The 22,385-nt window shown below is 49.0% G+C and carries 15 protein-coding genes and 1 pseudogene; 4 read left to right on the top strand and 12 right to left on the bottom strand.

The features are described 5' to 3' along the window. The first annotated feature begins 79 nt into the window (after positions 1-79). From ptsP to IZU26_RS07430, 4 genes are read left to right on the top strand one after another with little or no spacing between them, the layout of a single operon-like run. Positions 80-1,795, top strand: coding sequence for a phosphoenolpyruvate--protein phosphotransferase (gene ptsP / locus IZU26_RS07445; protein ID WP_433277952.1), 1,716 nt, complete (start codon positions 80-82; stop codon positions 1,793-1,795). A 31-nt stretch (positions 1,796-1,826) separates the two neighbouring features. Further along, positions 1,827-3,287 carry a ribosome biogenesis GTPase Der gene (der, locus tag IZU26_RS07440; RefSeq protein WP_433277950.1) on the top strand — a complete coding sequence of 487 codons (1,461 nt, stop codon included), beginning with the start codon at positions 1,827-1,829 and terminating at the stop codon, positions 3,285-3,287. A gap of 11 nt (positions 3,288-3,298) precedes the next feature. Then, positions 3,299-3,634, top strand: a complete 336-nt coding sequence (locus IZU26_RS07435; RefSeq protein ID WP_016521687.1) for a MerR family transcriptional regulator — start codon at positions 3,299-3,301, stop codon at positions 3,632-3,634. Continuing rightward, positions 3,621-4,910, top strand: a complete 1,290-nt coding sequence (locus tag IZU26_RS07430) for a small ribosomal subunit Rsm22 family protein (RefSeq protein WP_433277948.1) — start codon at positions 3,621-3,623, stop codon at positions 4,908-4,910. Before IZU26_RS07435 ends, IZU26_RS07430 begins: the two co-directional genes overlap by 14 nt. A gap of 160 nt (positions 4,911-5,070) precedes the next feature. Here IZU26_RS07430 and IZU26_RS07425 read toward each other — a convergent pair whose 3' ends face one another. The 12 genes and pseudogenes from IZU26_RS07425 to IZU26_RS07370 all read right to left on the bottom strand — a co-directional run bounded on the left by IZU26_RS07425 (position 5,071) and on the right by IZU26_RS07370 (position 22,234). Then, positions 5,071-6,324 (bottom strand): hypothetical protein, encoded by a 1,254-nt coding sequence (locus tag IZU26_RS07425; protein ID WP_433277946.1) that lies wholly within the window; start codon positions 6,322-6,324, stop codon positions 5,071-5,073. Then, positions 6,314-9,193, bottom strand: coding sequence for a FecR family protein (locus IZU26_RS07420; RefSeq protein WP_433277944.1), 2,880 nt, complete (start codon positions 9,191-9,193; stop codon positions 6,314-6,316). The genes IZU26_RS07425 and IZU26_RS07420 overlap by 11 nt, the downstream gene beginning before the upstream one ends. After that, a complete protein-coding gene (locus IZU26_RS07415; protein WP_433277942.1) occupies positions 9,159-11,063 on the bottom strand; it encodes an adenylate/guanylate cyclase domain-containing protein in 1,905 nt (634 codons plus the stop codon). Before IZU26_RS07415 ends, IZU26_RS07420 begins: the two co-directional genes overlap by 35 nt. 222 nt (positions 11,064-11,285) lie before the next feature. After that, a complete protein-coding gene (locus IZU26_RS07410) occupies positions 11,286-13,160 on the bottom strand; it encodes a methyl-accepting chemotaxis protein (RefSeq protein WP_433277940.1) in 1,875 nt (624 codons plus the stop codon). 135 nt (positions 13,161-13,295) lie between these two features. Then, a complete protein-coding gene (locus IZU26_RS07405; RefSeq protein WP_187385199.1) occupies positions 13,296-14,084 on the bottom strand; it encodes an ABC transporter ATP-binding protein in 789 nt (262 codons plus the stop codon). A 3-nt stretch (positions 14,085-14,087) separates the two neighbouring features. After that, positions 14,088-15,050: an ABC transporter permease gene (locus tag IZU26_RS07400; protein ID WP_310822316.1), complete on the bottom strand. Its 963-nt coding sequence runs from the start codon at positions 15,048-15,050 to the stop codon at positions 14,088-14,090. Between the two features lie 77 nt (positions 15,051-15,127). Next, positions 15,128-16,069 carry an ABC transporter substrate-binding protein gene (locus IZU26_RS07395; RefSeq protein WP_433277937.1) on the bottom strand — a complete coding sequence of 314 codons (942 nt, stop codon included), beginning with the start codon at positions 16,067-16,069 and terminating at the stop codon, positions 15,128-15,130. Between the two features lie 321 nt (positions 16,070-16,390). Next, positions 16,391-17,305: an ABC transporter substrate-binding protein gene (locus tag IZU26_RS07390; protein WP_433277935.1), complete on the bottom strand. Its 915-nt coding sequence runs from the start codon at positions 17,303-17,305 to the stop codon at positions 16,391-16,393. Positions 17,306-17,363: 58 nt separating this feature from the next. Next, a pseudogene (locus IZU26_RS07385) lies at positions 17,364-18,356 on the bottom strand (ABC transporter permease). A gap of 10 nt (positions 18,357-18,366) precedes the next feature. After that, positions 18,367-19,875 (bottom strand): sugar ABC transporter ATP-binding protein, encoded by a 1,509-nt coding sequence (locus IZU26_RS07380; protein WP_310822319.1) that lies wholly within the window; start codon positions 19,873-19,875, stop codon positions 18,367-18,369. Between the two features lie 7 nt (positions 19,876-19,882). Continuing rightward, on the bottom strand, positions 19,883-21,148 hold the full coding sequence (locus IZU26_RS07375) for an AGE family epimerase/isomerase (RefSeq protein WP_310822320.1): 1,266 nt from the start codon (positions 21,146-21,148) through the stop codon (positions 19,883-19,885). 72 nt (positions 21,149-21,220) lie between these two features. Then, positions 21,221-22,234 (bottom strand): LacI family DNA-binding transcriptional regulator, encoded by a 1,014-nt coding sequence (locus tag IZU26_RS07370; protein WP_433277932.1) that lies wholly within the window; start codon positions 22,232-22,234, stop codon positions 21,221-21,223. Between the last annotated feature and the right edge of the window lie 151 nt (positions 22,235-22,385).

Genomic DNA, 22,385 nt, shown 5'->3' with positions numbered 1-22,385 from the left:
CGGCTATCTCCAAAATAATCACAAAAGCACCGCTGTTCTGTTTGACACTCCTCCGAGCCGCCGTTATAATAAAATACAAATGAAAATATTTCTCGGCATTCCGGCAGCTGACGGAATCGGACTCGGAAAAGCGTTCGTCATTCCCGAAAAAACAATAAAAACCGTTCCTCAAAAAACCGTCCGAGAAAAAGAAAAGGATGCAGGCTGGAAGCGTTTTTTATCGTCGGTACGCGCCGTCACCGAAAGGCTCAATGCCGAACTTGAACACTTGCCGAAAAACACGGCGAACAAAACGCAGCGCGATTTGCTCGAAGCCTATACGCTCATGCTCGGCGATCCGATTTTCGCTGCCGAACTCAAAGATTCTTATGAAAAATCGAACGTAAATATCGAACACGTCGTCGATGTAAAAGCGTCCGAATATGCCGAAAAACTGCGCAACGCGGGCGACGACTATTTGGCCGAACGGGCAAGAGACATCACCGACGTATTCGCCCTCGTGCTCGACGATATGCTGTGCGTCCGCGAATTCGATGCAAACGATGTACCTGAAGGAGCGGTCATCGTCGCGTCATCTCTTTCACCGACGAATACGATCGCCCTTGCAAAACGGAAGATCTCGGCGCTCGCGCTCACCGAAGGCGGTCTTTCGAGCCATGTCGTCATATTGGCGCGGAACTACGGCATTCCCGCCGTTGTCGGCATCAACAATATCACACATCAAATTCAAACGGGAGAAACCGTCGTCGTAAACGGCAAAACGGCGGAAGTCATCGCCGGCCCCGACGACGCAACTCTCTCCGAATATCGAAAAAAAATCGAAAAGGAAAAAGCGCACGAAGAAAAGCTTAAAATATTTTTAACAAAATCCGCCGAAACGAAGGACGGCACGAAATTTCAATTGTACGCGAACATCGGTACACCGGAAGAAGCGGACTTCGCGGTAAAAGAGGGCGCGGACGGCATCGGTCTTTTCCGTACGGAATTTTTATACATGAGCTGTATGCGCGAAACGGCAAACTACGCGTACCGTCCCTTCGACGAAGAAGTGCAGTTCAACGCGTATAAGCACGCGCTCGGCGCTATGAACGGAAAGCCCGTAACGATCCGCACACTCGACGCGGGCGGCGACAAGCTCATTCATTCGGCGGACATTCCGGCTGCGGAAGAAAAAAATCCGCTCATGGGACTGCGCGCCGTGCGCCTTTCTCTCGCCTATCCGCAGCTTTTAAAAACACAGCTGCGCGCTTTATACCGCGCAAGCATCTACGGAAACCTGCGCATCATGCTGCCGCTCATCACGACCGTCGATCAGGTGAAGCAGTGCAAATCGATCGCGAAAACGGTGCAGAGCGAACTGCGCGCCGAAAATATTCCGTTCAACGATAAGGTCCCGATCGGCATCATGGTGGAAACGGCCGCCGCCGCCCTGCTTTCCGATTCGCTTGCAAAGCACAGCGATTTTTTTTCGATCGGCACGAACGATTTAACGCAGTACACGCTCGGCATCGACAGGGAAAATCCCGCCGTGTCGGGACTCTACGACGAATTCAATTTGGCCGTTCTGCGCCTTATCGCGATGACGGTCGATGCCGCCGGAAAAGCGGGCATACCCGTTTCCGTGTGCGGAGAGATGGCGGGAAAAAACGACAGCGTTCTCGTGCTTTCGGGTATGGGACTTCGCAGTTTGAGTATGAGCGCAAAATTGATTTCCGGCATCAAAGAGCTTTTGTCGCGCTTTACGATCGACGAATTGAATGCGATTTCGGCAAAGCATCTCAATAATTTATATTAATTAATAATTACGGCGAACGGGATTATCGATTATGCAAAGAAAACGCAAACCTGATTTTTCAAAACCGCTCGAAAAAAAGCGCTCGGAATCGCTCGCGCAAAAAGCAACGGATGAAAAGCGCGACAAGCTGTTTGCAAACTGCCCCGTCGTCGTCATTGCAGGACGTCCGAACGTCGGCAAGTCTACGCTCTTCAACCGCTTTATGAAAAAAAATATCGCGATCACCGATCCGACTCCGGGCGTTACTCGCGATCCCGTCGAAGGTACGGCGCTCATAGCGGGAAAACCCGTTCGCCTCATCGACACGGGCGGTTATAAGCTCGAACGAAAAACGGGTACGCAGGAAGCCGCCCTCGACGAACTCGTCGTAAACCGTTCGCTCGATGCGATACGGAAGGCCGATTTGATTTTGCTCGTCTTCGATGCCGAAGAACTCACCGCTGAAGACGAAGAGCTTATCGGAGAAATGCGTCCGTATCGGGACAAAGTCATCGCCGTCGTCAACAAAACGGAAGGCGGACGCAACAGCGAACAGGCTTACGATTACGCAAGATTCGGCTTCGGCGATTTGATTTTCATTTCGGCCGAACACGGCGATCACATACCCGAGCTTTCGGATGCGATCGTTTCGCGCCTCGATTTTTCATCCGTCGTCGAAATCGACAAAACACCGGTCATACGGATCGCGATCATGGGAAAGCCGAACACCGGAAAATCGACGCTCGCAAACCGCTTGACGCATTCCGACGCGTCGATCGTCAGCGATTACGCCGGCACGACGCGGGACGTCGTCGAAGGAGCCTTTTCGTACGGAGGAGCCGACTTTCAAGTGCTCGATACCGCCGGCATCCGAAGAAAGACGAAGGTAAAAGAAAACGTCGAATACTATTCCGTAAACCGCGCGATCAAAACGCTCGACGAATGCGACGTCGTCATATTGATGATCGACGCGCAGGACGGATTGGACGAGCAGGTAAAAAAATTGTGCGCGCTTGCGCACGAACGCGGACGCGGCATCGTCTTCGCACTCAATAAATGGGACACGCAGGAAAAGGGACGCACGGCGTTCCGCAAAGCGGCGGAAAACATCCGCATTATGTTCGGTCACATGGAATACGCGCCGATCGTCGCGCTTTCCGCTCTCGAAGGCAAAGGCATCAAGGATTTGCTGAATACGGTACTTGAACTCTACGCTCAGCTTACGCGAAAAGTCGAAACGTCGGTGCTGAACGCGGCGCTCAAAGATTGGCTTTTTCAATACCCGCCGCCTGCAGCGAAAACCGCGCATTTTAAAGTACGTTATATGACGCAGACCGGCGTCAATCCCGTGTCGTTTTTGATCTTTGCGACAAAGCCCGAATCGGTACCGCAGACGTATATCGCCTATCTCAAAAACAGAATCCGCGAAGATTTGGGATTTAATAAAATTCCCGTGCAGCTCGAACTGAAAGCGAGCCGGCAAAAATGGGAAGACCGCACGAATACAAACTGACGGAGAGACAAGTGGCATCGTATTCGATCGGCGACGTAGAAGAGATCACGGGCGTAAAAGCCCACGTGCTTCGCTATTGGGAAAGCGTGATACCCGGATTCGCCCCGCAAAAAAATATGGCGGGACACCGCGTGTATTCGCAGCGCGAAATCGATATCATCCTCCGGCTGAAATACCTTATCAATATCAAAAAATTTACGATCGAAGGCGCACGAAGTCAAATCATCGAAGACGCAAATCGCCTCGAAGACGACGCGGATACGCTGCATGCGATCCACGATTTGCGCACCGATTTAACCGACATCTACCTTACGATGAGGAAATACCGAAAGCATGAATCGAACTGACGGCGCAACGCGGTACGAAAAATTTATTAAAAAAAATACCGCGGCAATTTTGAAACGGCGCAGCATGTTTTCAGCCGATGCGATCCCGCCCGACGCACGAAATGTCATCGATGAATTCGACAAGATATTGCAAAGCGTATTTCCCGCAAACGGCAGGCAGCTCGCCTCTCTTCCGAAACACATAAACGCGCTTTCGCACGCGCTCACCGACGAACGGGGCGAACGGAGAAGAGGCTATATGAACGCGCCCGAAACGCTTTCCGCATACGTTCGCTATTTTTCTTGGTGGAACATAGTCCGCTTTACGCGCCTCTTTGCAAACTTTGAAAAAGACGCGTTCGCGCTTTCTGACGGAGATGCCTGCCTCGATGTCGGAAGCGGCCCGCTCACCGCCGTCATCTCGCTGTGGCTTTCCCGCCCCGAACTGCGGAACAAAAAACTTACGTGGTACTGCATGGACATATCGCAGACATCCCTCGCGCTCGGAGAAAACCTCTACCTTTCGATCGCAGCCCGCGTCCCTCCTTCCGATAAAAATGCCGCCCCTCATTGGAATATCGTGCGCGTAAAAGGTGCGCTCGGAGAGCCGCTACGGCAAAAAGCCTCTCTCATCGTCTGTGCCGACATGCTGAACGAACTGCGCGAAACCGATGCGCGGAGCGACGAAATACGCGCAAAACAGTACGCCTCATCGCTCCTCTCCTATGCGGCAAAAAAATGCGGTCTTCTCGTCATCGAACCGGGAGTGCCGTCCGCCGCACGCATTATCAGCTTAATGCGCGATACGCTGCTTAAAAAAAATATGACGATCGTTTCGCCCTGTCCGCACGCGGGAGCATGCCCTATGAACGGATACCGCGCGCATACGGGAAGCGCGTCGAAGTGGTGCAACTTCGCCTTTTCGACGGAGGACGCACCCCCTTCGCTTTTGAAGCTTTCGAAAGACGCAAAGCTTCCGAAAACGAGAGCCGTCGTAAGTTTTCTCTTTGCCCGAAACGCTTTCGAAAACAGGAGCGGAAAAACGTCAAACGCCGCCGTCAGCGAAGCTTCAAAGTCGGCAAGCGCCGAATTTCCGATCCGCATCGTAAGCGACGCCATCACTCTTCCCGGCCGCGCTTCGGGACACTACGCGTGCAGTCCGCTCGGATTGACGCTCGCAGTTCCCGCATCCGGCATCACCCTTTTTTCGGGCGACCGTATTGCAGTCCGCTCGCTCGGCGATTCGGCACGGCTTCCGAAAGACGAAAAAACCGGCGCCGCCGTCATCACCGTGTGAGACTCTCACACGAAAATCGATTTTTATCCGAAAGACCGAATATCGGATTGCGACGAGCAAATAAAAATGTATGAAAGCGACCTTTCGGCCGCGTGACAAAACGACCGGACGCATGCGCGATGCCTGCCGTACAGAAAAATACAAATATCACGTCATTTCTTTAAAACATCCAGCCGACCGAAACTTCGGGTTGAACAATATACTTGGGCATGCCTTTTCTGAACACGATAAAGTGTTCGACGCCGGCTTCGGCATACATCTTTTTGAATACATTTAAAAGCTGAAGCGAGGTTCCCGCGCTGATGCCCGGCCCCCAATACCAGTACGCGGGACTTTTTACATCGCCCGAACCGTCAAACACAAAACGGCTGTTTACCAAAAAGGCGGTGCCGAAGCCTGCATGTACGTCGAGGTTTAAGCGGTGTTTTATAAGCGGGTATATGTACACCGCATTCAGCTGTGCAGTCATGAGCGTGCCGCTCAGCGTGTAATAATCGCGTTTTGCGTTCATCATTGCGGCCGAGTAGGTCAGGTTAAAGCCGAAGTGGCCGTAAGTTCTTTTTATCGGCAGGAGCGAAAAGCGGAATATGCCGCCCAAGGGGGCGATGTTCCTGTTATAGAACGTTTGAAAGACGCTTTCTCCCGCAAAGCCGGTAAACGCATAGCCTGCCGACACATAGGCATCCACGGGCTTTTGGAATTTGAAGGTTACCGTCTTACTTTTGTCGGTTAAGCCGCTTATATCGTGCACGGTAAAAGTATAGACACCGGGATTGAACTTATTTAAGTTTAATTCAAATCGGACCTTTTTTCCGTCTTTGGAAAGCTCGGCCGGCACAAGCGTGATCGGAGCGCCCCCTTGTTTGCTCAGAGAAAATACGGTGTGCCGCAAAAAGTAGGCACCGGATGCGGCAAAGATGCCGTCGAAAAATTCATCCAAATAGATGATCTGCGGCGACACGGAGTCGACTTCCGGCTGGTGCGCAATCAAAATTTCAAAATTGCGGTAGGCGCTGGACGCTTCGGCCTGTTCGAGCAGGTTGATAACGGTTATTTTATAGCGGTAAGTTCCCGGCGGCAGCGACACATCGGTAAAGTTGTCTTTTACCAGTTTTTTATCGATTCTGCGCCAGTTGCCGTTATCATCCTCTTTTTCTAGTTCGAACTCGTAGCCCAAAATATCTTCAACCGCCTGCCACGAAAGTCGTTGGTACAAAACCGAACCGCGTTCGCTTTCCTCGATAAAATAGTGCGTCATTTCCCCGGTCTTTTCGTCGGCCATTCCTTCCGTAGCGGGATTTTTGTCCGCTTGCTCTTGCGCAGGCACGCCGTCAGGCGTTTGTGCCTGTACGAACGGCAGACACACAAAAAAGACGAGCGCACACAAAGCTGCAAAAAATCGTCTATCGCCCATACAGAACTCCCGTATCGTCGGTTTCGATCTTTTTCGTTTGCGGCAAATCTATAACAAAGTTCCGTACGGAAGCGTTCCCGTCTTGGAACAATAAGCCGTTCTTTAAACGCCGTTGGGCGCGTATGTCGACATAAAATGTTCCGCGCGATAATTTGGCAAGATCGGTAAATGTAAAGGTACATTCGTCCGCCTTATTTCCCGCGGAAGCTTCGTTTGCCTCTATGTTGCGTTCGAAAATTTTTTGATTTTTAGCATTGTACAGTTTGATTGAGTAATGCGTAGCCTCTGCGTTCTTTTTCCAGCGGAACACGATACTGCGGTTCGTTTTAAAAAAGTTTGCGCCGAAGGTTTGGTTTTCCGCCGGAGAAAAAACGGCAAGTTTTTCAAGCGGCGGTATGGGCAGCACGGTAAATATCCCGTCCCGTACCGACGAAATGTCCAAGCCGTCTTCGGTTGTCGCGGTAACCCGCCAGCGGTAGGTTCCGGCTTCAAGAGGCGGAAGGTTTACCGTATAATCGGGGTTCGAAGCCGAAATTAAACTGCCTGCTTTGCCGATCTTTTCAAGCACGAGGCGGCTTTTTACGGGTTTTTCGACCGAACTCCATTGCAAACTGCCCGGCTTGAGCGCCGCATCGACGCCGGATATTTTTGCGCCGCGCGGCGGGGACACGAGTTCGACGGGGCGAAGATGCTTTAAGTCGAAGGTTTTGTCGGCGGCATAGCTGTAACGCCTGCTCGACGTTAAAGTCGAGGCGGCAAAGCCCTGCACGTGTATAACATACCGCCCTTCTCGTATCGACTGCAAAGCCATTTTTACTTCGGTGGCGGTAATGTACAGATTTTCATAGAGCGGTACCGAATCCAAGCCCGGCTCGGTGATTTTTACCTGATAATAATCGGCGAGCGGAACGGCCGTCCACGCGAAGGTCGTTTTGGCATCGGGGCGGACAACGACCGAATCACCTATGCCGATAAGTTCCGGACGGGGAAGTGCGGGGACAACGTTCAGCTTTTTTGCCGGCGTATAAAAAGTTTCGTCTTCGCTTTTTACCGCCACGCGCCAATAGCAGTCGCCCCGTTCGAACATAAGGCCTTCGATACCGGAGCCTTGCGCTTTTACGTCGAGGACGGGAGACGAAAAATCGGGCGAAGAAGACACTTGAAAGCGCTGTTCACCTTCCAAATTTGTCTTCCACGTAAAGCGCGTATCGAGGCACAGCGTATCCGCCAACACGTAATTTTCCGGCGGAAAAAGCGAACGAAGGATAACTTCGCTGTCGCGCGTTTTAAAAGAGGCGGCCGCGCTCGAAGTCAAGCGCTCGCCGTTTTTATCGAGCCCTTCGACCGTCCAATAATAGCTGCCGTTCGGGAGCGCTTTTGCGGCGTTTTTCAGTTCGTAATAATTGATGTCGGAAGAACGCTCCAAAACGGGATTGTCCATCGCTTCGGTTTTTGCAACGCGCACGAGGTATTTTTTTACTTCGCTTACGCTCTTCCACGAAAAGGTTACGCTTTTACCTTCGGCCGTATCGGCGATTTTTCCGGGCGCAAGCTGTTCTATGGGCGCAAAGGTTTTTTGTTTTTCGATGTAAAAAACCGATGCGGGAGTCGGCTTGCGGCTCGCTTCGTCTTCCGCCGCATAAATCGGCGTTAAACGCCAGTACCATGTTCCGTCGCCGGGAAGCACAAACGAAATCGATTCGCCGCTCACTTGTTTTGTAACGGCGGGATTTTTCATGCCTGGATCGGAAGCCGCTTCGAGCACATAGGACGAACAGGCTTCGTTACCCTTCCACAAAAAGCGCACGGCCGGAAGCGCTTCTTTATACACATAACGCTTGTCGGGCGCGGGTTCAAGAAGCGCAGGCGGGGGCGCGGCCAACACGGTAAATTTTCCCGAATCGGAAGAAGCATCTTCCGGGCCCTTTTCGGCGGCGTACAGTCTCCAATAAACGGTACCGGAACCCTCATCGACCGTCAGCTCTTTTAAGCCGGTAACCGACACGCGGCGCACATTTTGCGTAAAATCGCGGCTGCGTGACCTTTCAAAAATCAATTCGCTGTTATCGGCAAAAGAGCTGTACCATTTAAACGGAACCGCAGCCGCTTTGCCGTCTGTATTTTTGTTCAGTATTTTCATTTCGGGAGCGGGACTTATAACCGAAACGAAGCGGTTTTCTTCGACGTTCGGAGCAAAAACCGCATCGGAAGCGGCATTCACAACCGTCCCTTCGGTTAATATTTCACCTTGCGCCGCAGAATCCGCTTCGGTGGAACTGCCGCCCGTTTTGCTGAGCGCAGCCCGTCCTTTTTCGACGCTCAAACGCAATACGCCGCCGGAAGAATCGGCTTCCCGGTCGGTCTCAAGCTTTTGCATGTGCAAAACCGAATCTTTTTCCACATTGACCGATGCGTTGTCCGAACGCACGGCCATCGCCGAACCCGCCGTTTGCACCGAAATTTTTCCTTCGTCAACCTGTACGGCCGTTTCGTCTTTTTGCGTTTGCTTAAAGATTTGAATCATCGTGTTCGCGCCGACGCTTATGACGTTTTGATCGGGAAAGTTAATCGTCGCTTCGGATGAAGGCGCGGTTCGGATGATATCGCCGTTATACACGGGCGAATACTGCACGGGTCTGTCCCACACGGAACGGTCGAGGAATTTTCGCTGCACGCTTTTGTATTTATACGAAACGGTTGCGACCGGCGCCTTATCGCTGCGCTCAAGCGTTTTATTCACATCGCGGTAAAACAGATGCGACGTAAAGGCAACCGCAGCGAGAGAAAACACAACGACGGCGATATCCTGCAATACGCTTGCTGCGCTCGGAGAGTCAGGATTGTATTTTGTACTTTTTTTCGTCTTCATCGAGGTTTACCTTCGCAAAATCGGGAACCGGGATTCCGAGTACATCCCGTATTTGTGCAAGGGATTTAGGACCCTTCGCGCCCGCGCCGGGGATGCCGTTTTCGGCGGGCATATTGATAACGGCAAACATTCTCAACGGCTTTTCTTTGCCTTTGACGGTAACCGCCGGCATTTCTTCAACGACAACGTGATCGCGCACCAAATTATACGTGTACTCGGTAATAAGGATATCCGTTCCCATCGGCTTGTTCAAAGCTTCCGTACGCGATGCGAGGTTTACGGCATCCCCGATGACGGTATATTCCATTCGTTTTACCGAACCGATTTGACCTGCAACGACGGGCCCCGAATTGATGCCGCATCCTATGCGGATAATAGGCTTTTTATCGCCGCCGCGTCCGCGGTTAAAGATTATAAGCGCAGCCCTCATACGAAGCGCCGCGCGGATGCAGTTGAGCGCATCTTCTTTCGGACTTCCTGCCGAAGTCGGAGCGCCCCACACGCTCATAACCGCGTCTCCGATAAATTTGTCGACGACGCCGTGGGTCGCGTTGACGCATTCGACCATCGCCGTCATATATTCATTCAAAAACTCGACGACTTCCGCCGGTGTAAGTTTTTCGGAAATCGAAGTAAACGAGCGGATGTCGGAAAAGAAAACCGTTACGTCTTTCGTTTCGCCGCCGAGCGCAAGTTCCCCGCGCGCGGCAAGCTCGGCGATTTCTTTATTGATAAAACGGCCGAAAGAATCTTTGAGTCGTTCACGCTCGGCAAGCCCCTTGCCCATCTTTACGAAGCTCGACGTCAAAAGACCGATTTCGTCTCTCGTTTTCGGCTTCAAATCGAGTTCGTATTCGCCCTGCTCTATTTGCCCGGCGGCGCGCGCAAGGGTTTTAACGGGCCGGCTTATCGACTTGGAAAAAAACCATATAAACACAATCGAAAGAAACAATACGATAACACTTAAATAAATATTACGCCGCGTCGTATCGGCAACCGGTTCCAAAAGAACGTCGGCGTCTGCGGTCGTTAAAACGGCAAGTTCGCCGAAGGCAAGGCGGCGGTACGTACCGAAATATTTTTTGCCGGTATCGTCGGTAACGAGGAGCTGGCGGTTCGTGTCGCCGTTTTCGCGCATTTGTGTAAACAGCGAAAAATTGCTCACGTTGGCGCCGTTTTTTACCAAGCTAAAGTCGGGGTGAATGAGGATGTCGCCGTCGTCGTTGACCAAATACGTCGTTTGCAGCGTTCCGGCTCCGAAACTGTCGGATATTTTTTCGGCGGAAAAGAAGACGGCCAACCCCTGATTTAAGCCCCGCTCCGTATAGGGATAGCACAGCACCAGCAGAGGGCTTTCGAACACGGGAGAAGCGTTCAGCACGTTCGTAATGCCGCGTTCGGTTTCACGGATTTTATCCCGTTCACGGGATAAAAAAATATCGATAAGAGAAGGATCCAATTCGTTCGACAGAAAAAAGGCCGAGCTTAAAAGTTTGCGCTCCAAACCGTCGGGCCGGTTCGAATCGGTTACCAAAACGGCGGCGACCGAAGGATTTCGCTCAAAGTAAAAATCGGCCGCCTGCTTTGCAAACGAACTCCCGCTTTCCGTTCTATTCAAAATATCCAAAAGCAAAAACGCGTTCGCGCGCAGCGAGGACAAATCCTTTTCCGCCAAACCGGCAGCCTGTGCGTTTACCGTGCGGTTGTTTTCTTCGGCGCGGATTCGCACATCCTGACTTCCGAACCACGTAACCAAAAGTGTAATAATCCCGAGCGATAAAATCGTCAACACCGAAATGATGAGAACGAGCTTCGCTCCGATGGAAAATTTAACGTATTTTCGAATATCGTCTTTCTCCGCTTTATTCATATTATAAGAATACAGTAAAATCCGAAAAAGTGCAATTATTAAATATAAAATATCAGTCTTTTATCGGATGCATGAAAAGGTCGGAATATTATTAAAGCTCACAAAGGATAACCCCGCCGCCATACGCTTAAGCGGCAGAATTTCGATTCGCTTTAGCGAGTTTGTAGAATCGCATCGGGCTGTCGAAAAAGTAACCGACTTTCGAGACAGCCTTGATCTCGATTAGCGATTGACCGTAAAGGTATTGATTTCGTCGGAAAGCTTTTGTATGTTTTCTCGGTTCGCCGCCGTTGCGGTATCGACGCTCTGTACGGAGTGGATGATCGACTGCGCTCCGTTTGACATCTCGCTCATCGCGCCGTTGATCTCTTCCGTTAAGCCGGCAAGGGAGGTCATCTCTTCGGCGATCTGTCTGCCGCCGTTCGTCAGCTCTGCAGAACCCTTTGCAACAAGCTCGATCGTCGATTTGATTTCGCTCATCGCTTCAAGCACTTGAGAACTGCCGGCAGACTGTTCCTGCATCGCGGACATAACGGTACGGTTTTGTTCCGTAACGTCGTCGGCAAGCGAAAAGATCGTATCGAATTGATTTTTTACCTGCATCGTACCGTTCGACACTTGCTGAATCGACCCCTGCAGTTCCTGCAGCTGTTCGCTGATCGTCTTACCTTGCTCGTTCGACTGTTCGGCAAGCTTTCTGATTTCATCGGAAACGACCGAAAAGCCTTTGCCCGCTTCTCCCGCGTGTGCCGCTTCGATCGCGGCATTCATCGCGAGCAGGTTCGTCTGATCGGCTATGCTCTGAATGATGTTGCTCGCTTCAAGCAAACCTTCGGAACGTTCGAGAATGTCGTGCGCTCGATCGACCGCCTGTTCTATTGCAGCCCGCCCGTTATCCGATGCGTTACTGAGCTTTTGGGCGGCGGCTCCGCTCGCTTTCAGCGTATTCGTCACCGAACGGATATTTGCGACCATCTCTTCAACCGCCGTCGAAGACGAATCGATGCTTACTTTTTCGCGATCGATGTTTTTGTCGAGATCGTTAATGTATTCGACCATGCTCTTGACGGTCGCCTGCGCTTCTTCGACGCCCGCCGCCTGATTGACGATTCTGCTTTTGACCGATTCGATATTCGCAACGATCTGCGTAATACTCGAAGACGTTTCGCTCACACCGTCGGCAAGATTTCCCGCCGAGTCGGTAGAAACCGCAACCGCACTTATAATGGCGCGAAGCAGGCGGCGCATGATATTGTAAAATTGATTTAAATCCGTCATAAGGACGCCGAAATCGTCACGGCTCGTTACGACGAGACTTTTTTGCGTATAATCGTTTTTGGAAAGATACGCCGAAAATTTCGTTATCGCTACAATACGCTTTTGCATATTGCTTATAAAAAGATACGAATCGAAAATAGCGGCGGCGCTTCCTATGATAAGCACGGGCAAAACGCGCGTTAAAAACAACGGAAGCGCGTCCATCGTTGCGTTCGCCGTACAAAACATCGGCGCGAGTACATAGAAGAGGACGCCTAAAAAACTGAAACCGGTGATATCCGCATTTCTTATGAACACCGAAAGCGTTATATATTCGCTTTTCATCGGAAGATTGTGAATATGTTTTTCAAAATATTCAAGGAACGGAATATACGAAATCAGTGCGAACAGCCATACACTGCCTTGCGCCGCCAACAGAAATACAAGCACTTGATACTCGATACCGTGCAAACGGCATGCTATAAGCATAAACGTAAACAAAGCAAAACCGTTGATATTCGCGCCGATTATGGAGAGATTTTCAAAATGTTTTGCGCGCAGGTTGGTGATCTGCACCGACGCTTGCGAACCGTCGTATTTGCAAATGGTACTTTCATAATACACATAGACACAGATCGGTATAACGGCGTTGAAGACGACTAAGCCTACCAAACAGATAGGTGTAAAGACTATGCGCAGAAGATCCGCCATAGAAAGCGCATGGATAAAGACGAGAAAAGGACCGAACGCAAGCGTCGGCAAAATATACGCCCCCATAAACAGCGCTTTCATAGAAAACGGAAATTTTTCGATCAATTTGATGGAATTTGTATCGCTCATGCAAAACCTCTCAATCGTACAGCTTTATTTACAGCTCATTAATTTACCAATTATAATACATAATTATATAATTTTCAATTGATTTATCGGAGTATTTTTTACCGGCGTCCCCTGCCCACCGTTTCGCCCGCCCCTTTACGAAAGCAAAAGGCGATCGTTCGCTTCTCCGCCTGCGGCATCGAAACGTTTTAACAAATCTTCGACGCGCAGGTTTTTCTTTTCGTCGCCCCGCACGTCGTAAATGATACGCCCTTCGCTCATCATGATGAGGCGGTTGCCGCAACGTATCGCGTCTTTCATATTGTGAGTCACCATAAAGGTCGTCAGTCTTTCGTCGGCGACAAAGGTTTCCGTCAAATCGAGCACTTTTTTTGCGGTTTTCGGATCGAGGGCGGCCGTGTGTTCGTCGAGCAAAAGCAGTTTCGGCTTTTGCAGCGTCGCCATGAGCAGCGTGAGCGCTTGACGCTGACCTCCTGAAAGAAGACCGACTTTGCTCGTCATGCGCTTTTCAAGTCCCAAGCCGAGGAGCGCGAGCTTTTCGCGATAGAGAGCGCGTTCGGCAGGCTGCACGCCCCACGAAAGCGTTCTCCGTTTGCCTCTCCTCATCGCAAGCGCGAGGTTTTCTTCGATCTGCATATTCGCCGCCGTCCCCATCATCGGATCCTGAAACACACGGCCCAAGTATTTCGCGCGCGCGTATTCGGGCATACCGGTCAAATCCATGCCGTCGAGAAAAAGAGAACCCGTGTCGGTAAAGTGAATGCCCGCGATAAGGTTGAGCAGCGTCGATTTCCCCGCACCGTTCCCGCCGATAACCGTGATAAAATCCCCGTCGTCGATTTCGAGGTTGATATTTTTGAGTGCGATCTTTTCGGTGATCGTTCCGGGATTGAATGTTTTCGATACGTTGAATAATTTTAACATCGCTTATTTCCCTGCCGTGTCGGTTACGTCCGTATCGCGCGGGACTTCCGCATCCGAAGCATTCGTACCGGGAATGGCCGAACGGCGGCGGTGCGCGACGCTTCCTTTGACGACGGGAACGGAAAGGGAAGATGCGACGATGATCGCCGTAAACAATTTCAAATCGGTCGATTTCAATCCGAGCTGCAGCACGATCGCGATGACAATTCGATAAATGACCGAACCGAAGACGACCGAAAGCAGCGTATACCAAAACGCAAAGCGCTTTCCGAATACGACTTCCCCGATGATGATCGACGCGAGTCCTATAACGATGACGCCCGTTCCCATACCGACGTCCGCGTATCCCTGACTCTGCGCGACGAGCCCGCCCGACAGCGCAACGAAACCGTTTGCAAGCATGAGACCGAGCATTTTCATCGTGTCCGTGTTGACGCCGAGCGCTCTCACCATCCGCTCGTTGTTTCCCGTCGCGCGCATAGCGCTGCCGATTTCCGTTCCGAAAAACCAATACATGAGAACGACGATACACGCGACAAAAACGGCACCGACGGCAAGCGAAGCGTTCGCCGCGGTAAAACCGCACTTATCGGTAAAAAAAGTCAACACCGTATTGACGCCGAGCAGCGGCGTGTTCGCCTTTCCCATAATGCGGATATTGACGGAATACAGTGCAATCATCGTGAGGATGCTTGCGAGCAGCACGTGTATTTTTATTTTCGTGTGCAAAAGGCCGGTCGCAAGGCCTGCAAGCATACCCGCCGCAAAAGCCGCCAAAAGCGAAAGGAGCGGATGCACGCCGTGCGCGATGAGCACACCGGAAACCGCTCCTCCCGTCGCAAAACTTCCGTCGACGGTGAGATCGGCTATGTCGAGGATTCGAAACGTAATGTATACGCCGAGCGTCATCACGCTCCATAAAATACCCACGGCGAGAGCGCCGTGCACTGCAAACAACAATCCCATCTTTGCTTAAACTCCGCCGGCGGCTGCCCTGCCGATTATCGATCGTATCCGAAAAGCGAATTTCTCAAACACACCCGTTATTTCAAATCGTCGGGAATAGTCATGCCGATCTTCGCAGCCGTATCGCGGTTGATACCGAGCGTACAGTGTTCGAGATATTGAATCGGCATATCCTCAGGCTTTTTCCCGTTTTTAATAATATCGAGTGCCATAGAAGCCGTCTGTTTTCCGAGCGCATAATAATCGATGCCGTACGTCGCAAGCGCACCCCGCTCTACCATGCCTTCTTCCCCGACGATCGTCGGGATCCTGTTTTCGTTCGCAACCTGCGCAACCGTCACGATACTCGATGAAACCATATTGTCCGTCGGCACGTAGATCGCGTCCACTTTACCGACAAGACTCTGCGTCACCTGCTGCACTTCGTTCGTGCTCGATACCGTCACGTCGATATATGCAAGTCCGAGTTTATCGCACTGCGCTTTTGCAAGACCGATTTGAAAGACGCTGTTCTGTTCGCTCGAACAATACAGCATGCCGACGGTTTTCGCGTTCGGCACGAGACGCTTTAATAAATCGATCTGCGCGGCGCACGGCGTCAAGTCGGACGTACCCGAAACATTTGTACCCGGCGCATCGTTCGATTTGACAAGCTTTGCGCTTTCGGGGTCGGTGACGGCGGTGACGAGAATCGGAATGTCTTTTGTGAGATTCGCGACGGCCTGCGCCGCGGGCGTTGCAATCGCGAGGATCAAATCGCTTCGGTCGTTTACGAGCTTTTGTGCGATCGTAACGCAGTTCGCCTGTTCGCCCTGCGCGTTTTCGTAATCGATTGAAATATTCGTTCCGTCGGTATAACCCGCTTCGGAAAGAGCGTCAACGAATCCTTTATATGCGTCATCGAGCGCCGGATGTTCGACAAGCTGTACGATGCCGATTTTAATCGTCTTCGACTTATTCGTTCCCTTGCAGCCGGCCAAAACGCACAGCACTGCAAACACGCCGATCAATCGTTTCATAATCGCCCCCTGCGGAAACACGGCGCAGTCGATGTGCGGCGCTCCGCTTTTCTTTAATAATTATCGTAGAAAACCGTTTCTCATCGGTTCAATTCCATCCGTTTCGCGTATCACCGAATTTAAACGATATAAAATCGTACCCGCGTGCCGGCATTTAGTCAATACGGAAAAAGAAATAACACAGGATAGCTTGAGCAGTGTAAGAAAAAAAAATGATACTGCCCGCCGAGTCACATATAGCGGAAAAGAAAAGCCGGAACAGGTTGTATTCGGTATACACACTTGCGGGCAGGATTTCTCAACTGTTCCGGCTCGTTATTTTTACAAGTCGGATTTTGTAATGATGGAAACTCCCGTATCAAAGTATGCCGGGCTTACTTTTTCTCCTGCTAATACTTTAACAGCGCTTTTTACCCCCTCGTATCCCATCTTATACGGGTTTTGCGCCATAATGCACAAAAGAGCTCCGCTCTTTACTAACGACTTATTCATATCCGACGCATCCGAACCGCAGCCTATAACGTTTTTATCCTTCGCTTCTTTTACGGCATTTCCGACACCGACGGTTGATCCTTCGTTTGCACCGTACACGGCGACGCAGCCTTCAGTAATAAAGTTTGCCGCCATATCCTTTGCAACGGAAGCGTCACCCTGGCAATATTGCGTTTCGAGCAAGGTAAAGTTTGAGCCTTTAAATGCATCGCGGAATCCGAATTCCCGTTGATTGCAAGATTCCGTAGCCGCGTTTACACCGATAATACCGATCTTGCCCTTTGTAATGTTTTTTGATTTCAATTCTTTGATGAGCATTTGTCCCACTTGCAATCCTCCCGCACGATTATCGGTCGCAAGCAACTGTTCCCCGGGAAAATCGGCGGCAGAGTCCACATACACTATCTTAACGCCGGCAGCCGTCGCTTCCTTTAACGCAGACGTAACCGCATCGGGACCGTTCGCAGCAAGAAGAATACAATTAGCACCTTCGGAAAGAGCATTATTAATGCATTCGATTTGCTTTGCGTCGTCCTTAGTATCGGGGGCAAGCCATTTGTATTGAACGGTACCCGCTTCCTTTGCAGCGTCCTGAGCACCCTTGTTGACTTGCACCCAGTGCTGATCCATCTGGTCCATCGTTATCAGGAAGATTTTTTTCTTTCCCGAATCTTGGGAACCGTTAGCAAACATTGTTGCACAGGTTACCAATAAAGTAACAGCGACTACTACGAGTTTTTTCATAAGATACTCCTTTTGCGTTTCCGCTTTTTTTACTGTCCGTATGACACAAACAGTTCGTTTATTTTTTCGTCCTTTTTGCGCCGGAACGATTGCGCACTACAATATCAAGTAAAACGGAGATAACAACAATACAGCCGATCACGATATTTCGAATCGCAACCGGAGCTCCTGCAAATTGCAATCCGTTTTGCAAAACAGCCCAGATGGAAGCTCCGATAACGGTTCCCATCAATATTCCCTGCCCGCCGAGCGTTGAAACGCCGCCTATCACGGAAGCGGCTACGGCATACATTTCATACATGGATCCCGCATCCATCGCCCCCATACCGGCTGAAGCACATTGAACCAATCCGACGATACACGCGCAAAAGGCGGATACTAAAAAAGCTTTCGTAACCGTACTTAACAAATTAACGCCGCTCAGTTTCGCCGCTTCGGGATTGCTCCCTACCGCATAGATATAGCGGCCTGTTTTCGTTTTACTCAAAATAAAATTAAAACAAATCCATATGACGACGGCAATCCAAATCGTATTGAATAAACCCTATATTTTTCCGTAATAGAAAAAATCTCGGAAATTTTGCGCACCTTCGCCGATGCTGTTTGTGTTATAGTTATTGTTAACTATTTGCGCTATACCGCGCGCTACAGTCATCGTCCCGAGCGTCGCAATAAAAGGCGGTATTTTAAATTTTTCGACGAGGTATCCGTTTATGATGCCTATAGTCATACAACATACAAGCGTTATTAAAACCGCTATCCATGGATTCATCCCCTTCGTCATAAGCGTCGCGCTTATCATAGTGGACATTCCCACAACAGAGCCTATCGAAAGATCTATATTGCCGGTAATTAAAACGTATGATTGTCCGATACCGATAATCAAGATAGGGGCTATTTGTCGCAACAGGTTGCTGATATTTCGGCCGGAAAAGAAATTGGGATTTATAATACCGAACACTATACACAAAAAAACCAGACCCGCAGTAACGGTCAATACCTGTCCTGTTCCTCGAGACATGTTTAATTTATTCTTTACAGTAAAATTCATATCGCTCTCCTCATACAGCGAGTTTATTTTTAAAATTCGTTGCCAAAGTCAGAATTTTTTCTTGCGTTATATTCGTACCGGACAGTTCTCCCGTTATTCTTCCTTCACACATAACCAATATACGATCTGCAAAACCGATGATTTCAGGCATTTCAGAAGAAATAAATACGATACCGATACCGTTTTTCTTCAATTCGTTCATCAAATTATAGATTTCGACTTTTGCCGCAACATCGATACCGCGCGTCGGTTCGTCAAATACAACAACGCGGAAAGGCCTTCCCATCCATTTTGCGACAACAACTTTTTGTTGATTTCCCCCTGAAAGCGTTTTTGCCGCAACTTCGGGAGTTGCCACTTTTATATGCAGATTATTGATACAATCGGCTACCATCGCGCTTTCTTTTTTCTTATTAACTTTTTCAATCCTATTGCTCAGCAGATCCAAATTCGGTAAAGCGATATTTTCGCGCACCGGCAGTTTTGTACAAAGCCCGTACTTCTTCCTGTCTTCCGGCACAAGAACAATACCGCGCTTGATCGCATCCATCGGTTTTCGTATATTTATCTCTTGTCCGTCAAGGTATATTTTTCCTCCCGTAGGAGGATCCATTCCGAACAGCGTTCGAGCCATTTCGGTTCTACCGGCACCCATGAGCCCCGCAATACCGACGATCTCTCCTTCTTTTACATCGAATGAGACTTCATGCAGCATAGTATTGGAGCATAAATTTTCTACGCGTAAAATCGTGTTTCCGACGGGAGCATTAATCCTGGGATATTTTTCCTTTATTGTCCGTCCGACCATATTCGTAATGATCGTTTCTATATCGAAATCGGCAAACGGGCCGGCCGTTATAAGTTTACCGTCGCGCATTATCGTTATGTCATCGGTAATATATTTTAATTCTTCGAGTCGATGCGAAATATATGCAATCGCACATCCTTCTTTTTTAAGTTGATTGATGATAGCAAACAGTTCTTTTATCTCTCTGTCGGTCAACGCGCTCGTCGGTTCGTCCATGATGAGTACTTTTGCGTTGAGCGACAGCGCTTTGGCAATTTCAACCATTTGCTGTTTTGATATCGGCAATTCACCGACCAACGTATTTACATCGATATCGCAGCCGAGCTTTGTCAAAATAGTCTTCGCCGCTTTGTTCATGGCGGCATTATCGATAATAAATTTTCTTTTAAATGTTTCTCTTCCTAAAAAAATATTTTCCGCTACCGTCAGATGATGACATAAATTAAGCTCCTGATGAATGATTGCAATTCCTTTTTCCTTAGCCGAATTCGGAGTCAGATCTTTAATCTGTTCTCCGAACAACGTTATAGTGCCGCTGTCATACTTATGAATACCGCCCAGGACTTTCATGAGTGTTGATTTTCCCGCTCCGTTTTCACCGAGCAGCGCCATAACCCTGCCTTTTTTTAAATACAGCGATACATTATCCAAAGCTTTTACACCGGGAAAAGTTTTACAGATGTTTTCCATTTTTACGATATAGTCGCTCATTGTTACCTCATCTTTGCATACAATAATCCAAACGCGTAATGCATTCTGCAAGCGCACGCCCGGTATGATAGATACCTTTCCATGAATTTCCGAGATTTGAAATCAACGGAGCACCGGAACGGCTCAACAATTGTCTGCTTTCTCCGAATTTCTTATTCAAAAAATAGTTATCGATAAATTCCCATGTTTCCGCAAATGCTCTGAAGTATTTTTCATCTCCGAATAAAACGTAGCCGTTAAGAAATCCCGTCATCGATTCAAAGTTTTGCCACCACTCTTTATCGAATATCAATACTTTTTTATCTGCGATGCCGTCTCGATACACGCCGCCGAATTCATTGTCGTACCCGTGATTGAGCGTATGGTCGAGAAGCTTTCGAATAAGTTCATTGTCGTCAGGAGTTCGTTCATGAAGCGTCCGCAGTGCAAAATCAGAAAGCCAGCTCAACTCCACGTTATGTCCGTAACTGGTCGTATCCGTCGGTGCTTCAAGCTTTTCGCCCGTTTCCCGTTCCGCATTCCACGTGCGCTGTATATTGATCGCCGGCAATTTATTAAATTCGAAATCGAATTGATTGTATCCGTATCCTTTTTCCGTATTGACCATATAGCGGACAATCAAGTCGTACACTTCCCGCAATTTTCGCCCATGAATGTATTCTTTTGAAGCCGCATACAGTATCGTATACGTTTCAAGCAAGTGCATGTGAATATCAAGAGATTTTCGATCTCCGGCATAATTACCGACAGGAGAAAGCTTCCAATCCCGTTCAATATTTTCATAATAACCGCCGCGGAAGGTATCTACCGCATATTTTTGCAGGCAGTTAAAGCCCTTTACAGCATAATCGAGCGCTTTTCGGTCTTTGCTCATCATATAATACTCTGCCAATGCATAGATGGCAAAACCCTGCCCGTACGTCAGTTTTGCAGGATCTTTTATCGTGGCGTCACGGTGCAACAACCAATAAAAGCCGCCGAATTCCGGATCCCAAAAACGTTCGATTAAAAATCGTACGCCTTGCGCAGCCGCTTCTTTCATACTCGCTTTATCTTCTTCACGGGCAAAAGGAATAAGATGTGAAAACCCCCATACCATACGGCTTTGCGTTACGATATTTTTCTCAAGGTCTCCGAACAATTCTCCGTTTTCATCGAAACTGGTCAGATAACCGCCGTACTGCGTATCTACAGATCGTTCGAGCCAAAACGGGATGAGCTTATCCCGCAAAAACTCGGATAAATCTTTTTTATACTCCGCCGCACTCTTCATTTTCTTCTCCCAATAAGTTTTTATTTGACAATCGTATAATTGAATCGGTTCAATTATACGACTAAAATTATCTTACATTTCCGCAATAGACTTTCGAAGTACAACTTGCGGCTTAAGATATACCGGTTTCATAACTGTTTGTTCCCCGTTTATAAGTCTAAACAATGTTTCAACGGTAATCTTACTCATTTTGTCCAAAGGCTGATGTACCGTCGATAACGGCGTTTCCTGCAAACCCGAAATGGAGATATCATCGTATCCCGCAACCGATACGTCTTGCGGTACCCGTACTCCGCACGCATGCAAACTGCTGATGATCCCCATCGCCATTACATCGTTGATAGCGAGAATGGCATCGATCTTTCGAGAAAAATATACGGTACGAATGGCGTCATACCCGCCTTGAAAACTCATAGACAAAGTGGTGATGATTTGATCGTTTGAAAACGGTATGTTTCGATCCTTATATGCTTGAACAAATCCCTTGATCCGTTCCGCAAAAGGAACGACATTCGGATTTCCCGAAATAAGTATGATAGAGCGATGTCCCGAATCCAATAGCTGCAACGTCAAATCATACGATCCTTTACAAAGATCCGTCATTACGCAATTTGCAGGGATTCCTTTATAGTAACTCGAAATGAATACAAAAGGAAATTTATTTTTAACCAATTCATGTATATGATTCAAATCGGGACAGGCCTCTATAACCGGTACGATGATGAGCCCGTCAATCCCCCGATCGATGAATTGCCTAATCAATTTCGCTTCCTGCCTGCTCGATTCGTTTGTTAAACCGAACATCAATGCCTTTCCGCGCTGTTCTATTTCATTTTGTAAATGTCCCGCCATTTCTCCGAAAAAAGAATTCAGCAGATCGGGAACCAAAAAACCGATTGTATTTGAAGACGAAAGGCTGAACGAGCGGGCATAGGGATTGCGGTGATAATTAAGTTTCGCTACGGTTTTGAGTACCGATTGTTTCGTTTGCGTTGAAATGCGCGGGGAGTCATTTATTGCCATCGAAGCCGTTTCTACCGACACACCTGCCGCCGCTGCGACATCCTTTATGGTTATTTTCGCCATCTTTTGCCTTTTTCTTACCGGCATTGAACCGGTTCAATGCTTATAGTATACGTCCACTTTTTTACGCTGTCAATCTTTTTTTTATTATTTGATCGAATATGAATCTTAAAAATATTCAATTAAATCGCTAACCTTTATTCCGCAAAGTCCC

Source organism: Treponema sp. SP13 (assembly GCF_050938355.1).
Lineage (GTDB): Bacteria > Spirochaetota > Spirochaetia > Treponematales > Treponemataceae > Treponema_D > Treponema_D socranskii.
The sequence above is the reverse complement of the archived record's forward strand: the minus strand, read 5'-3'. Positions and strand labels throughout refer to the sequence as shown.

Coding starts and splice junctions, on each gene's coding strand:
- IZU26_RS07430 (WP_433277948.1), top strand. CDS start 3,621: ATGAATCGAACTGACGGCGCAACGCGGTACGAAAAATTTATTAAAAAA.
- IZU26_RS07390 (WP_433277935.1), bottom strand. CDS start 17,305: ATGAAAAAACTCGTAGTAGTCGCTGTTACTTTATTGGTAACCTGTGCA.
- der (WP_433277950.1), top strand. CDS start 1,827: ATGCAAAGAAAACGCAAACCTGATTTTTCAAAACCGCTCGAAAAAAAG.
- IZU26_RS07420 (WP_433277944.1), bottom strand. CDS start 9,193: ATGAAGACGAAAAAAAGTACAAAATACAATCCTGACTCTCCGAGCGCA.
- IZU26_RS07405 (WP_187385199.1), bottom strand. CDS start 14,084: ATGTTAAAATTATTCAACGTATCGAAAACATTCAATCCCGGAACGATC.
- IZU26_RS07375 (WP_310822320.1), bottom strand. CDS start 21,148: ATGAAGAGTGCGGCGGAGTATAAAAAAGATTTATCCGAGTTTTTGCGG.
- IZU26_RS07425 (WP_433277946.1), bottom strand. CDS start 6,324: ATGGGCGATAGACGATTTTTTGCAGCTTTGTGTGCGCTCGTCTTTTTT.
- IZU26_RS07380 (WP_310822319.1), bottom strand. CDS start 19,875: ATGAGCGACTATATCGTAAAAATGGAAAACATCTGTAAAACTTTTCCC.
- IZU26_RS07400 (WP_310822316.1), bottom strand. CDS start 15,050: ATGGGATTGTTGTTTGCAGTGCACGGCGCTCTCGCCGTGGGTATTTTA.
- IZU26_RS07415 (WP_433277942.1), bottom strand. CDS start 11,063: ATGAATAAAGCGGAGAAAGACGATATTCGAAAATACGTTAAATTTTCC.
- IZU26_RS07395 (WP_433277937.1), bottom strand. CDS start 16,069: ATGAAACGATTGATCGGCGTGTTTGCAGTGCTGTGCGTTTTGGCCGGC.
- IZU26_RS07370 (WP_433277932.1), bottom strand. CDS start 22,234: ATGGCGAAAATAACCATAAAGGATGTCGCAGCGGCGGCAGGTGTGTCG.
- IZU26_RS07410 (WP_433277940.1), bottom strand. CDS start 13,160: ATGAGCGATACAAATTCCATCAAATTGATCGAAAAATTTCCGTTTTCT.
- ptsP (WP_433277952.1), top strand. CDS start 80: ATGAAAATATTTCTCGGCATTCCGGCAGCTGACGGAATCGGACTCGGA.